Annotated in this window: 15 protein-coding genes and 1 tRNA gene; 12 read left to right on the top strand and 4 right to left on the bottom strand. The window is 60.0% G+C overall.

Features of this window, described 5'->3' with window-relative positions; genetic code table 11:
- Positions 1 to 273: 273 nt before the first annotated feature.
- Positions 274 to 933, top strand: coding sequence for a hypothetical protein (locus tag ACIGGE_RS13410; RefSeq protein WP_397490720.1), 660 nt, complete (start codon positions 274 to 276; stop codon positions 931 to 933).
- Between the two features lie 40 nt (positions 934 to 973).
- Here the strand turns inward: ACIGGE_RS13410 and ACIGGE_RS13405 are convergent.
- Positions 974 to 1,063 (bottom strand) — tRNA-Ser (locus ACIGGE_RS13405).
- A 125-nt stretch (positions 1,064 to 1,188) separates the two neighbouring features.
- Between ACIGGE_RS13405 and ACIGGE_RS13400 the strand changes: the two genes are divergently transcribed.
- Genes ACIGGE_RS13400 through ACIGGE_RS13360 form a run of 9 tightly spaced genes read left to right on the top strand, consistent with a single transcriptional unit; the run spans position 1,189 to position 9,226 of the window.
- Positions 1,189 to 2,211 carry a lytic transglycosylase domain-containing protein gene (locus ACIGGE_RS13400; RefSeq protein ID WP_397490718.1) on the top strand — a complete coding sequence of 341 codons (1,023 nt, stop codon included), beginning with the start codon at positions 1,189 to 1,191 and terminating at the stop codon, positions 2,209 to 2,211.
- The gene (locus ACIGGE_RS13395; protein WP_397490717.1) at positions 2,195 to 3,193 is read left to right on the top strand and encodes an SPOR domain-containing protein; all 999 of its coding nucleotides are present in this window, start codon (positions 2,195 to 2,197) and stop codon (positions 3,191 to 3,193) included. Before ACIGGE_RS13400 ends, ACIGGE_RS13395 begins: the two co-directional genes overlap by 17 nt.
- A gap of 34 nt (positions 3,194 to 3,227) precedes the next feature.
- The gene (locus tag ACIGGE_RS13390) at positions 3,228 to 4,388 is read left to right on the top strand and encodes a D-alanyl-D-alanine carboxypeptidase family protein (protein WP_397490716.1); all 1,161 of its coding nucleotides are present in this window, start codon (positions 3,228 to 3,230) and stop codon (positions 4,386 to 4,388) included.
- Positions 4,385 to 5,023 (top strand): dTMP kinase, encoded by a 639-nt coding sequence (tmk, locus tag ACIGGE_RS13385; RefSeq protein ID WP_397490715.1) that lies wholly within the window; start codon positions 4,385 to 4,387, stop codon positions 5,021 to 5,023. Before ACIGGE_RS13390 ends, tmk begins: the two co-directional genes overlap by 4 nt.
- The gene (locus tag ACIGGE_RS13380) at positions 5,020 to 5,970 is read left to right on the top strand and encodes an AAA family ATPase (RefSeq protein ID WP_397490714.1); all 951 of its coding nucleotides are present in this window, start codon (positions 5,020 to 5,022) and stop codon (positions 5,968 to 5,970) included. The genes tmk and ACIGGE_RS13380 overlap by 4 nt, the downstream gene beginning before the upstream one ends.
- Positions 5,963 to 7,522 carry a methionine--tRNA ligase gene (gene metG, locus ACIGGE_RS13375; RefSeq protein ID WP_397490713.1) on the top strand — a complete coding sequence of 520 codons (1,560 nt, stop codon included), beginning with the start codon at positions 5,963 to 5,965 and terminating at the stop codon, positions 7,520 to 7,522. The genes ACIGGE_RS13380 and metG overlap by 8 nt, the downstream gene beginning before the upstream one ends.
- A complete protein-coding gene (locus ACIGGE_RS13370; protein ID WP_397490773.1) occupies positions 7,522 to 8,298 on the top strand; it encodes a TatD family hydrolase in 777 nt (258 codons plus the stop codon). The genes metG and ACIGGE_RS13370 overlap by 1 nt, the downstream gene beginning before the upstream one ends.
- Positions 8,295 to 9,062: an MBL fold metallo-hydrolase gene (locus ACIGGE_RS13365; protein ID WP_397490712.1), complete on the top strand. Its 768-nt coding sequence runs from the start codon at positions 8,295 to 8,297 to the stop codon at positions 9,060 to 9,062. The genes ACIGGE_RS13370 and ACIGGE_RS13365 overlap by 4 nt, the downstream gene beginning before the upstream one ends.
- Positions 9,059 to 9,226, top strand: coding sequence for a hypothetical protein (locus ACIGGE_RS13360; protein ID WP_196846170.1), 168 nt, complete (start codon positions 9,059 to 9,061; stop codon positions 9,224 to 9,226). Before ACIGGE_RS13365 ends, ACIGGE_RS13360 begins: the two co-directional genes overlap by 4 nt.
- A 120-nt stretch (positions 9,227 to 9,346) precedes the next feature.
- Here ACIGGE_RS13360 and ACIGGE_RS13355 read toward each other — a convergent pair whose 3' ends face one another.
- Together ACIGGE_RS13355 and ACIGGE_RS13350 are read right to left on the bottom strand one after the other, a co-directional pair.
- Complete coding sequence (locus ACIGGE_RS13355) at positions 9,347 to 10,627, bottom strand: sigma-54-dependent transcriptional regulator (RefSeq protein ID WP_397490711.1); 1,281 nt, start codon at positions 10,625 to 10,627, stop codon at positions 9,347 to 9,349.
- Complete coding sequence (locus ACIGGE_RS13350) at positions 10,624 to 12,309, bottom strand: ATP-binding protein (RefSeq protein WP_397490710.1); 1,686 nt, start codon at positions 12,307 to 12,309, stop codon at positions 10,624 to 10,626. The genes ACIGGE_RS13355 and ACIGGE_RS13350 overlap by 4 nt, the downstream gene beginning before the upstream one ends.
- Positions 12,310 to 12,654: 345 nt before the next feature.
- On the opposite strand from ACIGGE_RS13350, the gene ACIGGE_RS13345 reads away from it, so the two are divergent.
- Together ACIGGE_RS13345 and ACIGGE_RS13340 are read left to right on the top strand one after the other, a co-directional pair.
- On the top strand, positions 12,655 to 14,172 hold the full coding sequence (locus ACIGGE_RS13345) for an alginate export family protein (protein WP_397490709.1): 1,518 nt from the start codon (positions 12,655 to 12,657) through the stop codon (positions 14,170 to 14,172).
- Between the two features lie 43 nt (positions 14,173 to 14,215).
- Positions 14,216 to 15,517, top strand: coding sequence for an Nramp family divalent metal transporter (locus ACIGGE_RS13340; protein WP_196846172.1), 1,302 nt, complete (start codon positions 14,216 to 14,218; stop codon positions 15,515 to 15,517).
- Positions 15,518 to 15,592: 75 nt separating this feature from the next.
- Here the strand turns inward: ACIGGE_RS13340 and ACIGGE_RS13335 are convergent, their stop codons facing one another.
- Positions 15,593 to 16,804, bottom strand: a complete 1,212-nt coding sequence (locus ACIGGE_RS13335; RefSeq protein WP_397490708.1) for an alpha/beta fold hydrolase — start codon at positions 16,802 to 16,804, stop codon at positions 15,593 to 15,595.
- Positions 16,805 to 16,924: the final 120 nt, after the last annotated feature.

Raw genomic sequence — 16,924 nt, 5'->3', positions numbered from 1 at the left:
TATTGAACGCTCGAAATGCCGCGAAAATCTTTTCAGGAATAGATAGGATCGCTGCATGGCACCCGACTTGAGGCAGCTTACGGCCCCGTCGCACGACGATACGACCTTCCTACGTTCACTATGGAGGCAATCTCCATGCGATCGATGTTGAGAGGCTTCGCCGATTACACGGATACTTTCTTCCTCTTTTAGAGGATGGTCATCCGAACGCCGCTCGGCAAGCAGCAAAGAACTATATTCATACAATGTCGGAATAAAAATTTGGGGGTAGAATTGAGATTTCTTAGTAATGCCTGCGCGCTTGCTGCTTTTTTTCTTGTATCGTGTGGATCGGGGTCAACAGAAGCATCGGCGGACGACATCGAAGCGGTTGACCAGCAACCGGCGGAATCGCCTCTTGAGCGAGCGCTTTTAGAACAAGTTAGTTGTGTCCGGCTTCCTCAGGCCTCTGTAGCAATGAATGCGTTGCTGCGGCGGCATGCGATCGCTGAGACGGACGGCGGAGGCGATGGCATCGCATTTTTCGTGCCGACGCGACCGATGTCCTTGCTTGGTTTCGATATTGTAAGGTTAGGAGGCTGGGAGTCGTCGCCCGACGGCGGTGCCATGGAGCCCTTCGGTCGTGGTCCTGGAACTGCTCCACCCACGTTCATTTCCATCGCAGTGCGAGGATCGGTGGACGAGGTGCGTTCTCGATTTCTTTCTGTCGGGATAAAGGAAGCCGAATATGTTCCGGATTACTCCATGAACGCTTTTACGGATAGCGACGGAAAGGTTTACCAGCCGCGGCGCCTTGTTCCGGGCGCACAGTTCGCAGAAGGTGACAATCCGGATAGCTACATCGAAAATCCCGTGCCAGGCACTACGACGATCACTTGTTCAGCGAGCGAAATGGATTTTCAGAAGGAGATCGAAGTCCAGTTCGCGGAATAGCAGGAAGAGTTGGTTTTTCTGCTACAGAAGGACGGGGTGGTGGCGGACAGGGTGGGATTCGAACCCACGAAGGGCTTGCACCCTTGCCGGTTTTCAAGACCGGTGCATTCAACCGCTCTGCCACCTGTCCGCGAGCCGAGGCTAGCTAGTCGTATCTTTTCGATTTGTCACGTCTTTGCGGGAACATCGATAGCGGGTTCTCCGTACACGACAGATGACACTTGCCGTTCAGCTTCACTCTGCGACAACCTCCTCATGATTTTTCAAAGATTTTTAGCCGCCCTCGGGGCGTTAGCACTCGCGCTCCCAGGCTTGCCGGCGAATGCTCAGGACAATCTGAGTTTCGATGCCTACCTGCAATTGCTCATCGCGCGCGCGCGGGCGGAAGGGGTCAGCGAGGCTACGTTGCAACGAATGACGTCGGGTCTCCAGCCAAGCAGTCGTGTGATCGAACTCGATCAGAGCCAGCCTGGCTCGTCGAGTGGCTCCGGCTATCCTCCGCTCGCGCCCTACATCGCCACGCATGTCGATTCGGCACGGATTAGTGGTGGGCGCAGTGCCCGCGCGACCTGGTCTGGCCCTTTACGGGCGATCGAACGGCAATATGGCGTTCCGGCCGAAATTCTCGTCGCCATCTGGGGGCATGAAACAGCCTACGGTGCCGTGAAGGGTGGTTTCGACTTGTCGCAATCGCTGGCTACCCTCGCTTGGGAAGGTCGCCGCCGCGATCTGTTTGCGAGCGAATGGGTTGCGCTCATGAAAGTGGCTGACAAGGGCTACTCGCGTAACGAACTGAAAGGCAGCTGGGCAGGTGCGTTCGGTAATCCGCAATTCCTGCCGTCGGTCTATCTGCGGCTCGCTACGGATGGCGATGGTGATGGCCGGGCAGATATCATGAATAACAGCGCTGATGCGCTGGCCTCTATCGCCAATTATTTCCGCGATGCCGGATGGCGCACCGGTCAACCCTGGGGTGTACGCGCCTCGGTTCCCTCTGGCTTCAATGTGAACGCCTACCGCAGCCCCATCGTTGCTCCCGTCTGCTCGCGCGTTCACGAGCGCCATAGCGTTTACAAGCCGGTCCGCGAATGGCGCAGCCTCGGCATCCAACCACAACGCGGGATTGGTGATGATACGCTCGCGACGCTGTTCCAGCCTGACGGGCCGGGCACGCCGGCGTGGCTGCTGACTTCGAACTATCGGGTTATCCTCGAGTATAATTGCTCGAACTATTACGCGATGAGTGTGGGGCTGCTCGCTGATGAAATCGCCAATTAAGACTACGCTTGCCGTAGTCACTGCATTGGCCGCGCTCGCGCCTGCCGGTGGCGTGAGCTATGCGAAGGTCCAGCCGGACGATACCTCCTCGTCTGTCAGGACCGGTCCGGCAGCGGATTACCCGGTGGTAATCGGCGAGCCTTATGTGATCGACGGCGTTACTTACACGCCGATCGACACGATGAATTACGATCAGGTCGGCTATGTGACCGAAGACGCCCCTGGCGCGTCGGGCATAACCGGAGCGCACCGCATCCTGCCGCTTCCCAGTTATGTCGAGGTGACATCGCTGGATAGCGGCCGAACAATCCTCGTTAGGCTTGAACGGCGCGGGCCGATGACCGGCGACGGCCTGGTGGCCCTGTCTGCACCCGCTTTGGCGCAGTTGGGCGTTGTCGCAGGAGCACCGATCCGCATGCGACGCGTAAATCCGCCCGAAGACCATCGGGCGGACCTTCGCGCCGGAAATGAAGCCCCCCTTCGCATGAACACGCCCGCTGGTCTGCTCGAGGTCCTGCGCCGACGCTTGCCGGAACAGGGCGCCGCGCCGCTTGGCGATCCGCGCCAGGCTATGGTCAGCGGCAAGGAACCAACCGAAAGCATCGTGACGGCAATCGACCCGACAAGCGAAGCCGTCATGACGTCAGAGCGGACTGAGTCGGAGGACGTCGAGCCTGCCGCAGTCGCCGCGCCCATGACGCCAGGTGTCGAATTGGCCGAAGAGGGTGAAGTCGCTGCTGAACCGGCCCAATCATCGAACCTGCCATCTGCGGAGGGTGGCTATGTCGTGCAGCTCGGTGCTTTTGCCATCCGCACCAATGCCGAGAAGCTTGCCCGTGAGGTCGATGGCAGCATCGCTACCAGCGGGCGGTTCTCCCTTGTCCGCGTCGGACCTTTCACAAGCCGTGGACAGGCCGAACAGGCGCTCGCCAAGCTGCGCGCGCGCGGTTATAGCGATGCTCTGATACATTCACTGGACTGACAGGCCGCGGCTCTCGCCCGGCACGGGAGCAAACTTGCGTAACCGCCTGATGTCGCTGGCTCTGCTGACGACGATTCTTATCGCAACACCTCTGGGTGCGCAGAACAAGGTGACTGCGCGGATTCCCGATGTGCAGGATGCGCCGATCGCCTATCTGCTCGATACGTCCAGCGGACAGGTGCTGTACGAGCGCGACATTGATCGCCGCTTCATGCCGGCGTCCATCACCAAAGTGATGACCACGTTCCTGGCGTTCGAATGGATGGAAGAGGGCCGTCTGTTCCCTCAACAAGTCTATGGTGTTCGACCGGACACGTTCCGCAAATGGAACCGCAAGGGTTCGACCATGTTTCTCCCCGCCGACGCTCGCGTGACGGTCGACGATCTCTTGCATGGCATCACCACCGTTTCAGCCAATGACGGAGCCGTCGTGCTGGCAGAAGGTGCGGCAGGATCGGTCGAGGACTGGGTCGCCGCGATGAATTCGAGGGCTCATGCGATCGGAATGTCGAATAGCCATTTCGGGACGCCCAATGGCTGGATGGACGGCGGAAAGACCTTTGTGACCGCCCGCGATCTCGGCACGCTGGCGCAAGCAATGGTCACGCGGCATCCCTCCAAATATCGGCATTTCGTGGGCGCGACGGGTTTGAAATACAACGGCATCGAACAGCGCAATCACGACCCCATCTCCGGCGTCGTCGAAGGGGCCGATGGTATCAAGACGGGCTTTACCAATCAGGCAGGCTACGGCTTTCTCGGCTCGGCGAAGCGGAATGGTCAGAGGCTTGTGATGGTCGTCGCAGCGAGTCCGACCGGCAGGGGCCGGAACAAGGCGGCGCGTGAATTCATCGAATGGGGTTTTCGCAATTTCGAAAGCCGCGTCCTGTTCGGAGAAGGGGAGCGCGTGGCCAGCGCGCAGGTACAGGACGGCGGAGTATCCGAAGTCAGGCTGATCGCCCCGCGCGGCGTGCGAATATCCATTCCCCGTGGCAGCAATCCGGACGTTTCCCTGTCCTTGCGATACGAAGGGCCATTACAGGCGCCTGTCGCCAAGGGGGAGGAGGTGGCCGAACTGGTCGTCTCCATCGCCGGCATGCCCCAGCACCGCGTGCCTTTGGTTGCAGGTGAAGAGGTCATCGAAGCGACTGCGCTCCAGCGTGTGTTCAATGCCTTCAAGGGTTGGGCAACGTGACCCGTGGCCGCTTCATCGCCTTCGAAGGCGGCGAGGGGATGGGCAAGTCGACCCAGGCCAGATTGCTCGCGGATTTGCTGCAGCGGGATGGAATCAAGGTTGAATTGACGCGCGAGCCCGGCGGCACTCTAGGCGCGGAAGCTATCCGCAATCTGCTTTTGTCACCTCCGGGGGAGGGGTGGACTCCCGAGGCCGAAGCGCTGCTGTTCGCTGCCGCCCGCGCCGATCACGTCGCGCGCAGGATCCGGCCGTCGCTCGAGGCGGGATCCTGGGTTGTGTGTGATCGCTTTATCGATTCGAGCCGTGCCTATCAGGCGATCGCGGGTGGATTGGGCGACGATAAAGTCAGCCAGCTTCACCGGATCGGTAGCGCCGGGCTGCTTCCCGATCTGACGCTCCTGATCGATGCGCCGAATGATGCGGTCGCCGCGCGGCTGGCAAAGCGTGATGGCGACACGAGCGACGCCATTGGCGGGCGAGCCGCAGATTACCACGCTGCGGTGAACGCGGCGTTTCGCGATTTTGCCCACGCCGAACCGGACCGGTTTGCTGTCATCGATGGTTCCGGATCGATCGAAGAGGTTCATCAGCAGGTTATCGCTGCCATTTCGCAGCGGTTCGAGGTTACGGCGTGACCCTGCTTGGCCATGATGCGGCTTGGCGCGAATGGCACAAGGCCATGGCCGGGGACAGAATGCATCATGCATGGCTGCTCGCCGGTCGGCGCGGCGTCGGCAAGGCCACATTCGCGCTTGCCGCTGCTCGCGAACTGGTCGGGGCCGATGGACAGGCAGACCAGCATCCCGATATTCACGTCCTCTCCTTCGCGCCGAAGGACGACAAGGAAGAGCGTAAACGCGCCGAAGGAAAGTCCTTCGAACTGGCTCGCTCAATTCGGATTTCCCAAGTCCGCGCCATGCAAAGCCGGCTGAGCACGCGGCCGACCATGGGCGAAAAGCGGGCGATCATTATCGACCCGGCGGACGATCTCGAGCGAAACGCAGCGAACGCTCTGCTGAAGAGCCTAGAGGAGCCGCCCGTCGGCACGTACTTCCTCCTGGTTGCGCATAGTCCTGCCCGGCTACTGCCCACGATCCGTTCGCGCTGCCGCGTCCTTCGCTTCCCGACCGTCAGCGATAACGAGATGGACCGGCTGCTGACCCAGTTGTCCCCAGGCGCTGACGATGCCACCCGGTCTGCAGCGATTGCCGCGGCAGCAGGGTCGCCCGGTGCCGCTCTCGAATTCGTCGATATGGAACTCGGCAAAGTCGCCCAGGAAATGCGCGCTATTCTGGATCGGGGTGACCCCGATTTTCGAATGCGCGGGACACTGGCTGGCCTGATCGGCGGACGCCCCGATCGCAACCGCATCCGCGCCGTGCTGGAACTTGCGCGATCGGTCGTGGGTCAGAGGCTTGAGAACAATCTGTCCGACCCGCGCCGGATAATCGACACGCACAGTGAACTGGTCCGCCTCACCGGCGAACAACCGACCTATAATTTCGACGCCGGATTGCTTGCAATGGAAATCGGTACCTTGCTCGCCAACGCTGCCACCGCTAGCGAGCGAGCCGATGGCTGAACCCTATTACCTTACCACCGCAATCCACTATCCCAATGGCAAGCCGCATATTGGCCATGCTTATGAGACGATTGCAGCAGATGTTGTCGCCCGTTTCCAGCGTTTGCGCGGGCGCGACGTCCGTTTTCAAACCGGAACAGACGAGCACGGTCTGAAAATGGCGCAGAAAGCTCGCGATCTGGGCCAGAGTCCGCGTGAGCTTGCTGATGAAATGTCCGGGTATTTCATGGAATTGTTCGATGTTCTGAACATATCCTATGATCGCTTCATTCGAACGACCGATGACGATCATCATCGCGCCAGCCAGGCAATCTGGCGGGCGATGGAAGCCAAAGGCGATCTTTACCTCGACCGCTACGAAGGTTGGTATTCCGTTCGTGACGAGGCTTACTACGACGAAAAGGAACTCGTCGAAGGGGAGGGGGGCGAAAAGCTATCCCCGCAGGGAACACCTGTCGAATGGACGGAGGAAGAGACATGGTTCTTCCGTTTGTCCAAATATGCCGAACCGCTTCTGGACGTGCTGAACGCGCCAGGCTTCATCGAGCCGGCGAGTCGCCGTAACGAAATGGTCGCTTTCGTCGAGCGCGGATTACAGGATTTGTCCGTCAGCCGAACCAGCTTCGATTGGGGTGTGAAGGTTCCCGATAATGACGGCCACGTGATGTACGTCTGGGTGGATGCTCTGACGAACTACATCACCGGCCTCGGTTATCCGGATGGTGGCGAATTATGGGACAAGTTCTGGCCTGCCGATCTGCACTTGATCGGCAAGGACATCGTTCGCTTCCACACGATCTACTGGCCGGCTTTCCTGATGAGCGCGGATCTGCCGCTGCCGAAGAAGGTGTTCGGCCATGGCTTCCTGCTCAACCGGGGTGTGAAGGAATCGAAGTCGCTCGGGAATGTCACCGACCCGATGGAACTCGCCGAAACATTCGGCGTCGATGCGCTGCGCTACTTCCTTCTGGCAGAAGTAACCTTCGGCCAGGACGGCAGCTATTCGGCAGAAGCTCTTGTAAACAAGGTGAATGCTGAACTCGCCAACAGCTTCGGCAATCTCGCACAGCGTACACTGTCGATGATCGCCAAGAATATGGATGGGAAGCTGGAGCAGTTCGAAACGCAGCCCGCCGATGATGAGCTTCTGGCAAAGGTCACTGACGCGTGCGCTACCGAACTGCCACGAGAGTTCGAGAAGCTGAACTTCTCGGTTGGGATCGAAGCCTGGCTCAGGGCCGTTTATGCCTGCAATGCCTATGTCGATGAACAGGCGCCCTGGGCGCTCAAGAAAGCAGACCCCGAGCGGATGAAGGCGGTACTGCAGACCTTGTTTATTGCTATCCGCGATCTCGCTATTGCGATCCAACCGGTCGTACCGGAAAAAGCAGTTGCGGTGCTTGATCAGCTCGGCATTTCAACCGATCGCCGTAGTTACGCCGATCTTTTGGACCAAAGCTGGTTTGGCGAATTGGTAGCCGCCGAGCACGCGATCGACAAACCTAACCCTATCTTTCCGCGCCTGGAACTTCCCACTGAAGAGGCTGCGTGATGCTGGTCGATAGCCATTGTCACCTGGAATATGAGGGGTTGGTCGACGAACAGGAAGCCGTGCTCGATCGTGCGCGCGGTGTAGGGGTTCAGGCCTTTCTCAATATTTCGACGAAACAAGCCGAATGGGCGCAGGTCGTCGGCACGGCGCAGAAAACGGCGGATGTTTACGCCAGTGTCGGCATTCACCCGCATCATGCGGATGAGCATTCAGAGCTCGAAAGGGCTGACCTCCTGGCAGCGGCGAAGGGTGGGAAGGTCATCGGTATCGGCGAAACCGGTCTCGACTATTACTATGATCATTCCGACCGCGAGGCGCAGAAGGGCCTGTTTCGACTTCACATCGATGTCGCGCGAGAGCTGCAACTTCCTGTAATCATTCACACGCGTGATGCAGAGGATGACACTCTTGCCATCCTTAAGGATGAAATGGGGAAGGGGGCTTTTCCGGCCCTCATTCACTGCTTCACTGCATCGGCCGACTTTGGTCGGCAGGTACTCGATCTTGGGCTGTCCATTTCCATATCGGGCATCGTTACGTTCAAGAATGCTCGCGATCTGCAGGAATTTGCCAAAGCCATTCCCCAAGACCGTCTACTGGTCGAAACCGACAGCCCGTTCCTTGCTCCGGTTCCTCACCGTGGCAAGACATGTGAACCCGGTTTCGTGCATGATACCGCAACATTCCTGGCGGACCTTCGCGGCGAAAGTCTCGACAGCCTGGCTGAATACACGACCCGGAATTTTTATGCGCTCTTCAGCAAGGCGGTACCGTGAAGCTCCTTATGCTCGGTTCGGGTACCTCCACCGGGGTGCCCCGCATCGGAAACGACTGGGGCGAATGCGATCCGAACGAACCGCGCAACCGCCGTACCCGCGTGTCGATCATCGTCGAGAATGATTCAGGACAGCGAATCCTCGTCGACACATCGACGGATCTGCGGGCCCAACTGCTGGCAAATGACATCGAAAAGGTCGACGCCGTCTTCTGGACACATGATCATGCCGATCACTGCCACGGGATCGATGATCTTCGCGTCATGCGTTACGATCGAAGCAATCCCTTACCAGGCTTTGCCAACACAGGAACGTGCGAGCGACTGCGTCGGCGGTTCGACTATATATTCGAGGGCCAGTTCGGATATCCCACACTGATTGGTCTGAAGAATGTCAAAGATGCTCAGCTGGTTGCGGGATTTTCCTTTCAGTTCGTGGAGATGCCGCACGGGCCGGTAACAAGCACCGGATTTCGCTTTGAAGCAGATGGCAAATCTCTCGTCTACGCGACGGATTTCAGCGAAATCACTCCGCAAATGATCAAATGCTTCAAGGGTCCTGATCTTCTGGTCGTAGACTGTCTGCGCCGCCGTCCTCATCCAACACATGCGCATCTCGATATGGCCATAGAGCTTGCGCGCAAGATTAAGGCTCGGAAGACCGTCCTCACTCATATGGACAACAGCATGGACTATCGAACGCTGTGCGATGAAGTCCCCAAAGACGTCGTGGTCGGCTTCGATGGACTGGGCCTCGAAGTATGAACGAGTATCAGATCGTGTCGCTGATTTCGTTGACCGGCTTTCTGATACTGGTCGCATCGGCATTTCGCTCGCACGACGTGAACTGGAAGAAAGGTCTTTATATGGCCGGTGCATGGGCGGGTATATTCGCCATCGTCATTTTATTCGTCGACATCGTACGCTAACTCGACCCGCACTCAATTTAACATAATATATATTATCAATTTTGGATTTCTGGCGGTCCGTCCAGGATCGGACACCCGTGCAAACACCCCAAGCGAAATTCTGACAAGCGATCGTCTGATTCAGTCTCCGCGGAACTGCGCTGGATCGATGCCGAGCTTGTTCGCCTTGTAATAAAACGTCTTGCGCGGAATGCCGAGGCGCTCGATCGTCTTGGCGACGCTGCCACCTGACGCGGCCAGCGTGGCGATGATCTGGTTGCGCTCGAAAGCCTCGAGCCGCTCCGGCAATGTTTGCGTTTGCTCTCCAACGCCAAAACTTGTTTCCAGCCCAAGGATCATGCGTTCGGCCAGATTTTCGAGCTCGCGGACGTTGCCGGGCCATCGATGGCCCGCCGCCCAATCCAACGTGGACCGATCGGGCTGGATCGGATCACGCCCATGTTTTTGGGCCGCCTCTCCCAGAAAATGGGTAAGCAGCAACGGAATGTCTTCTCGACGCTCGCGCAACGGCGGCAGCGTTATGCGCATGCTGGATACGCGATAGAGCAAGGCGGGATCGATCTTGGCGAGATCGTCACGGTGAGCCACCGTTGTGATTACCCGGCAGGCCACGCTGAGCGCCTGATCCCGATCGAGAGTGCCGAGCTGGCGCGTCTCCGCAAATTCCGCGAGGCGAGACTGTAGCAGCGGCCCTGCACGATGCAGGTCATCGATGAAGAGCGTGCCGCCTTGCGCATCGGCAATGGGGCCATCGGGCGCGAACAACCGATCCTGCGCCATTGCTTCCGTTATGCCTGCACAGGGCAGCACAACGAACCGCCGGGAATTTCGGGAATCATGGTGCAACACCCGTGCCGCAAGTTCCTTTCCCGTTCCGCTTTCCCCTTCGATCAGCAGATCGATCGGCGTCGGGGCTAGCGCCGCCAGCGTCTGGCGCACTTGTTCGATAGCGGCAGAATGCCCGATGATCGGGGATGTCTGCGCCCCCTTCCCCGCCACGGCCTTTAGCTGGCGGTTTTCCATGACCAGTCGCCGCTTGTCCGCCGCGCGCGATACGGCCCCTTCAAGCTCGTGCGGGTCGAAGGGTTTGGTCAGGAAATCCCAAGCCCCTGATTTCAGGGCGTCTACCGCCATCGCAACGTCGCCATGACCGGTAAGCAGGATCACCGGGAGTTCGGGATCCATGTCGCACACTGCCTCTAGCAGCTCGATCCCGTCCACTCCCGGCATGCGGATGTCACTGACGATTGGTCCGGCGAATTCGCGACTTAGCGCCCGCAACGCTTCGGCGCCGTCGCGCGCCTCGCTGACCTCATATCCGGCGAGTGTCAGCATCTGGCTTAATGATGCGCGCAGATCCGCATCATCGTCGACGACCATCACCGGTCCGCGAGACGTCACGGCACTTCTCCTGCCGGGCGCAAGGTAAGCTCGAACGCCGCACCCTTCCCGCCATTGGCGACGTGACGAAGATCTCCGCCCATATCTCGCGCGAGGTCACGGGCGATCACCAGGCCAAGCCCCAGCCCGCCCTCACGCTCGGTGGAAAACGGAGTGAACAGTCGCGCAATCATCGCTTTCGACAGACCGGGACCATTGTCGGCAACGTTCATGACAATCATTCCGTTTTCTTTTCGTACACTTATCGTGACCTTTGCATCCGGCACATCAACCAGCGCCTCGGCAGAATTCTGCAGTAGATTGACCAGGATTTGCTCCAGCTGAACCCGGCCGGCGCGAACCGTCAGTGTCTCCATTTCGGGTGCGAGATCGAGCTCGATCGGCCGCAACCGCTCTTTGAGAATGAGTTGCGCCCCTGCCATGGCGTCGCTCAATCGTACATCTTCAAGCTTGTCGGTCCGCTTTCGGGAGAAATTGCGAAGCTCTGCAGTGATCTTTCCGATCCTGTCTGCCAGGCGTGAAATGGCGACGAAGTTCTCGGACACACCCGCGCTGTCTCCCCTTTCGGACAGCGTGACGCCATTGGCGGCATAGGTCCGGATCGCGGCGACCGGCTGTGCGGTTTCATGGGCGACCCCGGCCGTAACCTGTCCCAGCGTGGCGAGGCGGTTTGCCTGACGCAGCCCCTCCCGCAGCGCGGCGGCACGTTCCTCGCTTGCTGCCCGTTCGTCCATTTCCAGCCGGAGAGCGCGAGTGCGGGCCTCCACTTCGGATTCGAGTTCCGCCGTGCGTGCTATCCGCGCGCGCTCCATGTCGACCCGTCGGCGGCGACGCGCGAGAACGATCCACGTCAGCGCAAGCACCGCCAGCGCCGCCAGCGCGCCGGCGAGGCGGGCGATCGGCACCACTCCGCCAAGCGCCACTGCGCGCGGTTCTGCATGGACGAGCTTCCAGCCTTCAACGGCGATCGGGACGGCAGCGGCGATTTGCGCGCCGCCCAGCAGCGCCGAGAGATCGCCCTCTTCACTGCCCGCGTCGCTGGAGCGGAAACGAAGGGCAGGATCGCTGGTGATCAAGACAGTCCCGTTCTGCCCCTCGACCATGGTGGCCCCTCCCCCACGAGCCAATTGGGCTTCCAACTCATCGAATTCGAGTTTGACGACGACCACGCCGCCGTTGGCAGTTCCCCGGGAGAGGAACAGTCCGGGCCTGCCGCTTACGGTTCCCCGGGCATAATCGATACCGGTGCCGCCGCGGCGCGCCTCGCGATAATATTCGCGAAAGGCGAAATTCTGGCCAAGAAAGCTCATCGAAGTGTTCGCGTTGCTGGCGCTGATCGTATCCCCATTGGGTGCCAGCAGGAAAATGGCCGCTGCCCCGGTTGCATCGGCGAGTTGGGCAAACTGTGCATCGAGCGTCTCGCGTGCGCCTGGCGCATCATCCACGGATCGCAACACGTCGACATCGTTCGCCAGCAGCGTCGGCAGAAGCCGGTATCGCGCAACTTCGCTTTCCAGCAGCGAGGCGCGCAGTTGTGCTTCGGTTGCCATGCGTGATGCGGCCGCATCCTGCGTGAATTGCGCGGCGGCCAATCCGGCAAGCCAACCCGCCGCAGCAACGCTTGCAACGACCGCAACTATCCAGCGCCAGGCATATCTGAGGGGCGAATCGCGTTCGAACACTACGTGCATATTTCTGCACATGCCGAGGGATGTATGTCTATAGTTCGGCACATAAAAACTGGAGGCCTAAAGCAACGTCCTGATATTCAGTCACTTTATCCAAGGTGGGATTCCTCTTCGCCACGCCACGAAATCGGTCATTCTCCTCCTTCAAGGTCGGCAGGGCGCACGAATGCTCCGCCGTTGGGGGATCCCGCAGAAAGCGGGATCTGCGAGAGAGAGGACATTATCATGGCACACGACTTGCCGATCATCGATCGATCCATCGCATCGCCGCTCGCGCAAGCGACGTGTGGGTCAACGCCCGCCAACCAGTTTTTCGCAGCTCGATAAGAAGCGCGGATCATGCAATCGATCATGCTCGCTCTGGCCTTTGCAGGAGCCGCCCAGCCCAACCTGCCCACGGCTAGCAGTGACGGTGAAAGCGCCCAGGTGCCCGTCGCCTCGCAGGCCGCTGACGATGTGGGACAAGGCCAGGACGAGGCACCCGCAACCGATCCCTATCCACGCGAAGCAATCGGCGAAGGTCAGGTCGTGGGGCGCCTCGCCTCGACCCGCTGGACCGAGGATTGGCGCGCCATGGCCGATCAGACAAAGCGCGACGATTTCCTGGATCGGCTTAAATTCCTGCCTCTTTCGGACGACGGCGAAGTCTATCTGACCCTCTCGGGCGAAATTCGCGTCCGCAGTGATTTTCTCACCAACACCGGCTTGGTCGAACGCCCTACTGAACGGCGTGACCGGCTCCGGGTGATCGGCGGCGCGGACCTGCATTTAGGGCCGAATGTCCGGCTCTTCGCCGAGATCGCCCATGGGGGGCTCGACGGTCGCAATCTCACGACCCAGCAGACCAACTTCAAGAACGACCTCGTCGTCCAGCAAGCCTTTGCGGAAGTCAGCGGTGATATTGCAGGGCTCGAGGCTGGTGCGCGCTACGGCCGCCAGGAATTCCTCGATGGGTCCGCGTTATTGATCGGGTCACGCGATTTCAACACTATCCGCTTCGTCGTCAACGGCCTGCGGACATGGGTTCGCGGCTCTCGCGTTCGCGCAGGACTGTTCGATTTCGAGTTCACCGAACTTGGCGCGGGTGGCACTAGTGACGATCGCAGCGACGACGATACCCGCTTCAGCGGTGTAAATCTCGGTTTTGTCTTGCCGACCGATATGTTCGGGGGATCGAAATTGTACTTCGATCCCTTCATCTGGCGGTTGAGGCAGAACGATCTCACGTGGGGGCCACAAATTGCCGATGATCGGCGCCTGTATACGGGCGCACGTCTTTGGGGCAGCGCTGGTCCGATCACGGTGGATTGGAACGCGAACTACCAGTCCGGATCATTCGGCGATCGCGACATTTCCGCCTGGCAGGTATTCCTGTCGCAAACCTATCGTCTGGGGGAAGATCGCACCGCGCCTTCGGTCGGTCTGCGCTTCGATTATGGCAGCGGGGGCAACGGCACCAGCGGTACGGGCACATTGCGCACGGCCACCACGCCCTATGGCATCAATGCGCCGTTCGGCTATCAGATCACCATGACGCCGACCAATTTGCTGGCGGTCACGCCCGGTTTCAATTTCCAGGCCTTCAAGAACTTTTCGGTCAATCTCGAATACCAGCTCAGCTATCGTCCGGAAGAAACCGACGCGGTCTATCGCCCCATCAACCGCCCTTACATAGGCACCGATCAGGTGTCCGGGCATAAGGTGGCCGACATGATCCGCATGCAGACCCGGTGGAATATCACGCCGCGCCTGTTCCTGGGTACACGCACCGAATACACCATAGCGCGAAACGTCCTGTCCCGCGCGGGCTATGCCGACAGCTTTTTTGCGACAGCGTGGCTGAGCTACCGCTTCTGATTTTGTTCCACCATAAGGGCCGCCAAGGTCACAGGGGAGAGACATGAATACTGAAACCGGCGTAACTGCGCAGACTGGCCCATCGGCCACCAGCTCCGAGGGACCCGATGCGCATTCCGCTCCGCCCACCCGCGGGCAGATGTGGCGCCATCTTGGGCCTGGCATCGTGGTCGCCGCGACCGGTGTCGGTGCAGGCGACCTGGTCGCCACCCTGATTGCCGGTTCCCGCTTTGGCTATGCCCTGCTGTGGGCGGCGGTCGTCGGTTGCATCGTCAAGATCGCCCTTTCCGAAGGGTCGGCGCGCTATCACCTTGCTACTGGGTCCACGATCCTGGCGGGCTGGCGCTCGCTGGGCAAATGGACGAGCTGGTATTTCGGTGTTTACGTCATCATCTGGGGCTTCATCTACGGGGCCACCGCCATGAGCGCGACCGCCCTTCCACTGACAGCCCTGTTCCCGGAACTGCCCCTGCGGGCCTGGGCGATCATCGCCGGTATCTTCGGCTTCGTCTTCGTGTGGTTCAACAGGTACGAAACCTTCGAAATCGTCATGAAGATACTGGTTGGCCTCATGTTCATCATCATGGTCGGCCTCGCTTTCCTGGTGGCGCCCAGCCTTCCCGACATGGCACGCGGGATGACGTTCGAACTTCCCGAAGGTTCGCTGTTCTATACGCTTGGCCTGATCGGCGGCGTGGGTGGGACCATCACCACCGCGGCCTATGGTTACTGGACGCAGGCCAAGGGCTGGCGCGGCATGCCATGGTTCCCGATGATGCGGGTGGATAATGCGCTGGCCTATATCGTCACCGGCATTTTCGTCATCGCCATGCTGATCGTGGGCGCGGAACTGCTTTATTCTGCAGGTATTGCGCTTGAAGACAGCGACAAGGGGCTGCTGGGTCTGTCCGGGGTGCTTGAAGAACGCTTCGGCGCGACCATCGCGACCTTGTTCCTGGTCGGCTTTGCGGCGACTTCCCTCTCATCGCTCTTGGGTGTCTGGCAGGGCATGAGCCTGTTCTTCTCTGACTGGTGGTACCAGTTGCGCGGCGCCAGCGAAGGCGGCCATGAAGGCAGCGGCGCCTACAAGTTCTATCTCGCCTGGCTGACATTCCCGCCCATGATCCTGCTGTTCGCAGACCGGCCGTTCCTGCTGGTCATCATCTACGGGGCGTTCGGCGCGCTGTTCATGCCGTTCCTGGCCGTTACGCTGCTGATGCTCAACAATTCCGAGCGGGTGCCAGCCCATGCCCGGAACGGTGTGGTCGCGAACTTGACGCTCGCGGGCTCTGCAATCCTGTTCGTGGTGCTTGCCGTCCAGCAGGTCGCGCGCCTGCTCAGTTAACAGGCTACGACAGATGCCCGGCGACGCTTCTGCGCAAGCGTAAAGCCTGTCGCCGGGTAACATTTTCCCGCAATTCTAAAGCGGATCGGTGTGAATGTGCAGTTCGCCTTCCAGGGTGCGGTGAACCGGGCACTTGTCCGCCATTTCCAGAATTCGCGCTTTCTGGTCGTCGTCCAGTTCATCGCCGTGGATCGAGATCCGGCGATTGAGCGCCTGGATCTTGGTTCCGTCTTCCATCGCCTTGGCATGCACGCATTCGTGATTGTTCTCATGCGTCACCTGCACAGTCACGCCGTCTAGCAGCCAGCCTTTCCGGTCCGCGTACATTTTCATCGTCATAGCCGTGCAGGTCCCCAGCGCCGCGGCCAAAAGATCGTAGGGCGTGGGACCGCTATCGTCACCGCCATAGTCGGCCGGCTCGTCGGCCACGAAGCGGTGGGTGGCCGTGTGTACTTCCGTTCCGAATTTGCCATGGCCCGTCTTAACGACCACGCCTTCCTCCGGCATCGGCCAATCGTTTCTTACAGGGATATAGCGGCTCGCCCATGCGGCGATGACATCGGCTGCGAACGCTGCGTCCTTGTCGTCCAGCAGGAGGTGATCGGCGTGATCCAGGCTGACGAAGCTCTTCGGATGCCTCGCCGCACTAAACAGCGCGGTGGCGTTCTCTATCCCCACCAGCTCGTCGGTGGGCGAATGGAGGAACAGCAGGGGCCGCTTCAACTTGCTGACTTGGGAAAGCAGATCGACATCCTCTACCCGCTCGATGAATTCGCGGCTGAGCGTGAAGGAATGCCCGCCGATTGTGACCGGGCCCTCCCCCTCCTTTCGTATGGCGTCGATATCGCCGTCGATGCGCTTAAGGACATGCGGCACGTCGCTGGGCGCGCTAATGGTGGCGATGGCAGCGATCCTGTCGAAACCGATATCATCCGCCGCCGCCAGAACCGCCGCGCCGCCCAGGCTGTGCCCCACAAGCAGGATCGGCTGTGCGAAGCGCTCGAGCAAATGCTCTGCCGCAGCAACCAGGTCTGCGATATCCGTGGCGAAACCGGCATGCCCGAAATCGCCCTCGCTGCCTCCAAGCCCGGTAAAGTCGAACCGCAGGCAGGCGATGCCCTGCTGCGCCAGGGCACGGGAAACATGTACCGCCGCCCTGCTCTGCCGGGTGCAGGTAAAACAATGCGCGAACAGCGCCGCACCACGCACCAGACCCGTCGGTAATTCGAGCGAACCCTCCAGATTATGGCCCGCGTTGGTCGCAATGGTGATGGTTTCGGTCGGCATGGGGTCTCCTCGCAGCCTGACGGATGATCTGATCTTCAATAGTAGGGACGAAGGCTCTGCAAAGATACCGCTGGGGTGTCGCCCTCTTTCGCCATCGTCACGCGACTGGACATTTTCCTA

The sequence above is a fragment of the Qipengyuania sp. NPDC077410 genome (assembly GCF_044543405.1).
GTDB lineage: Bacteria > Pseudomonadota > Alphaproteobacteria > Sphingomonadales > Sphingomonadaceae > Qipengyuania > Qipengyuania pacifica.
This window is presented reverse-complemented; position numbering and strand designations above follow the sequence as displayed.

Excerpts from the sequence above, each read along its gene's own strand:
- ACIGGE_RS13340 (WP_196846172.1), top strand. The coding sequence starts at position 14,216 with ATGAATACTGAAACCGGCGTAACTGCGCAGACTGGCCCATCGGCCACC.
- ACIGGE_RS13395 (WP_397490717.1), top strand. The coding sequence starts at position 2,195 with ATGAAATCGCCAATTAAGACTACGCTTGCCGTAGTCACTGCATTGGCC.
- ACIGGE_RS13360 (WP_196846170.1), top strand. The coding sequence starts at position 9,059 with ATGAACGAGTATCAGATCGTGTCGCTGATTTCGTTGACCGGCTTTCTG.
- ACIGGE_RS13370 (WP_397490773.1), top strand. The coding sequence starts at position 7,522 with ATGCTGGTCGATAGCCATTGTCACCTGGAATATGAGGGGTTGGTCGAC.
- metG (WP_397490713.1), top strand. The coding sequence starts at position 5,963 with ATGGCTGAACCCTATTACCTTACCACCGCAATCCACTATCCCAATGGC.
- ACIGGE_RS13345 (WP_397490709.1), top strand. The coding sequence starts at position 12,655 with ATGCAATCGATCATGCTCGCTCTGGCCTTTGCAGGAGCCGCCCAGCCC.
- ACIGGE_RS13400 (WP_397490718.1), top strand. The coding sequence starts at position 1,189 with ATGATTTTTCAAAGATTTTTAGCCGCCCTCGGGGCGTTAGCACTCGCG.
- ACIGGE_RS13335 (WP_397490708.1), bottom strand. The coding sequence starts at position 16,804 with ATGCCGACCGAAACCATCACCATTGCGACCAACGCGGGCCATAATCTG.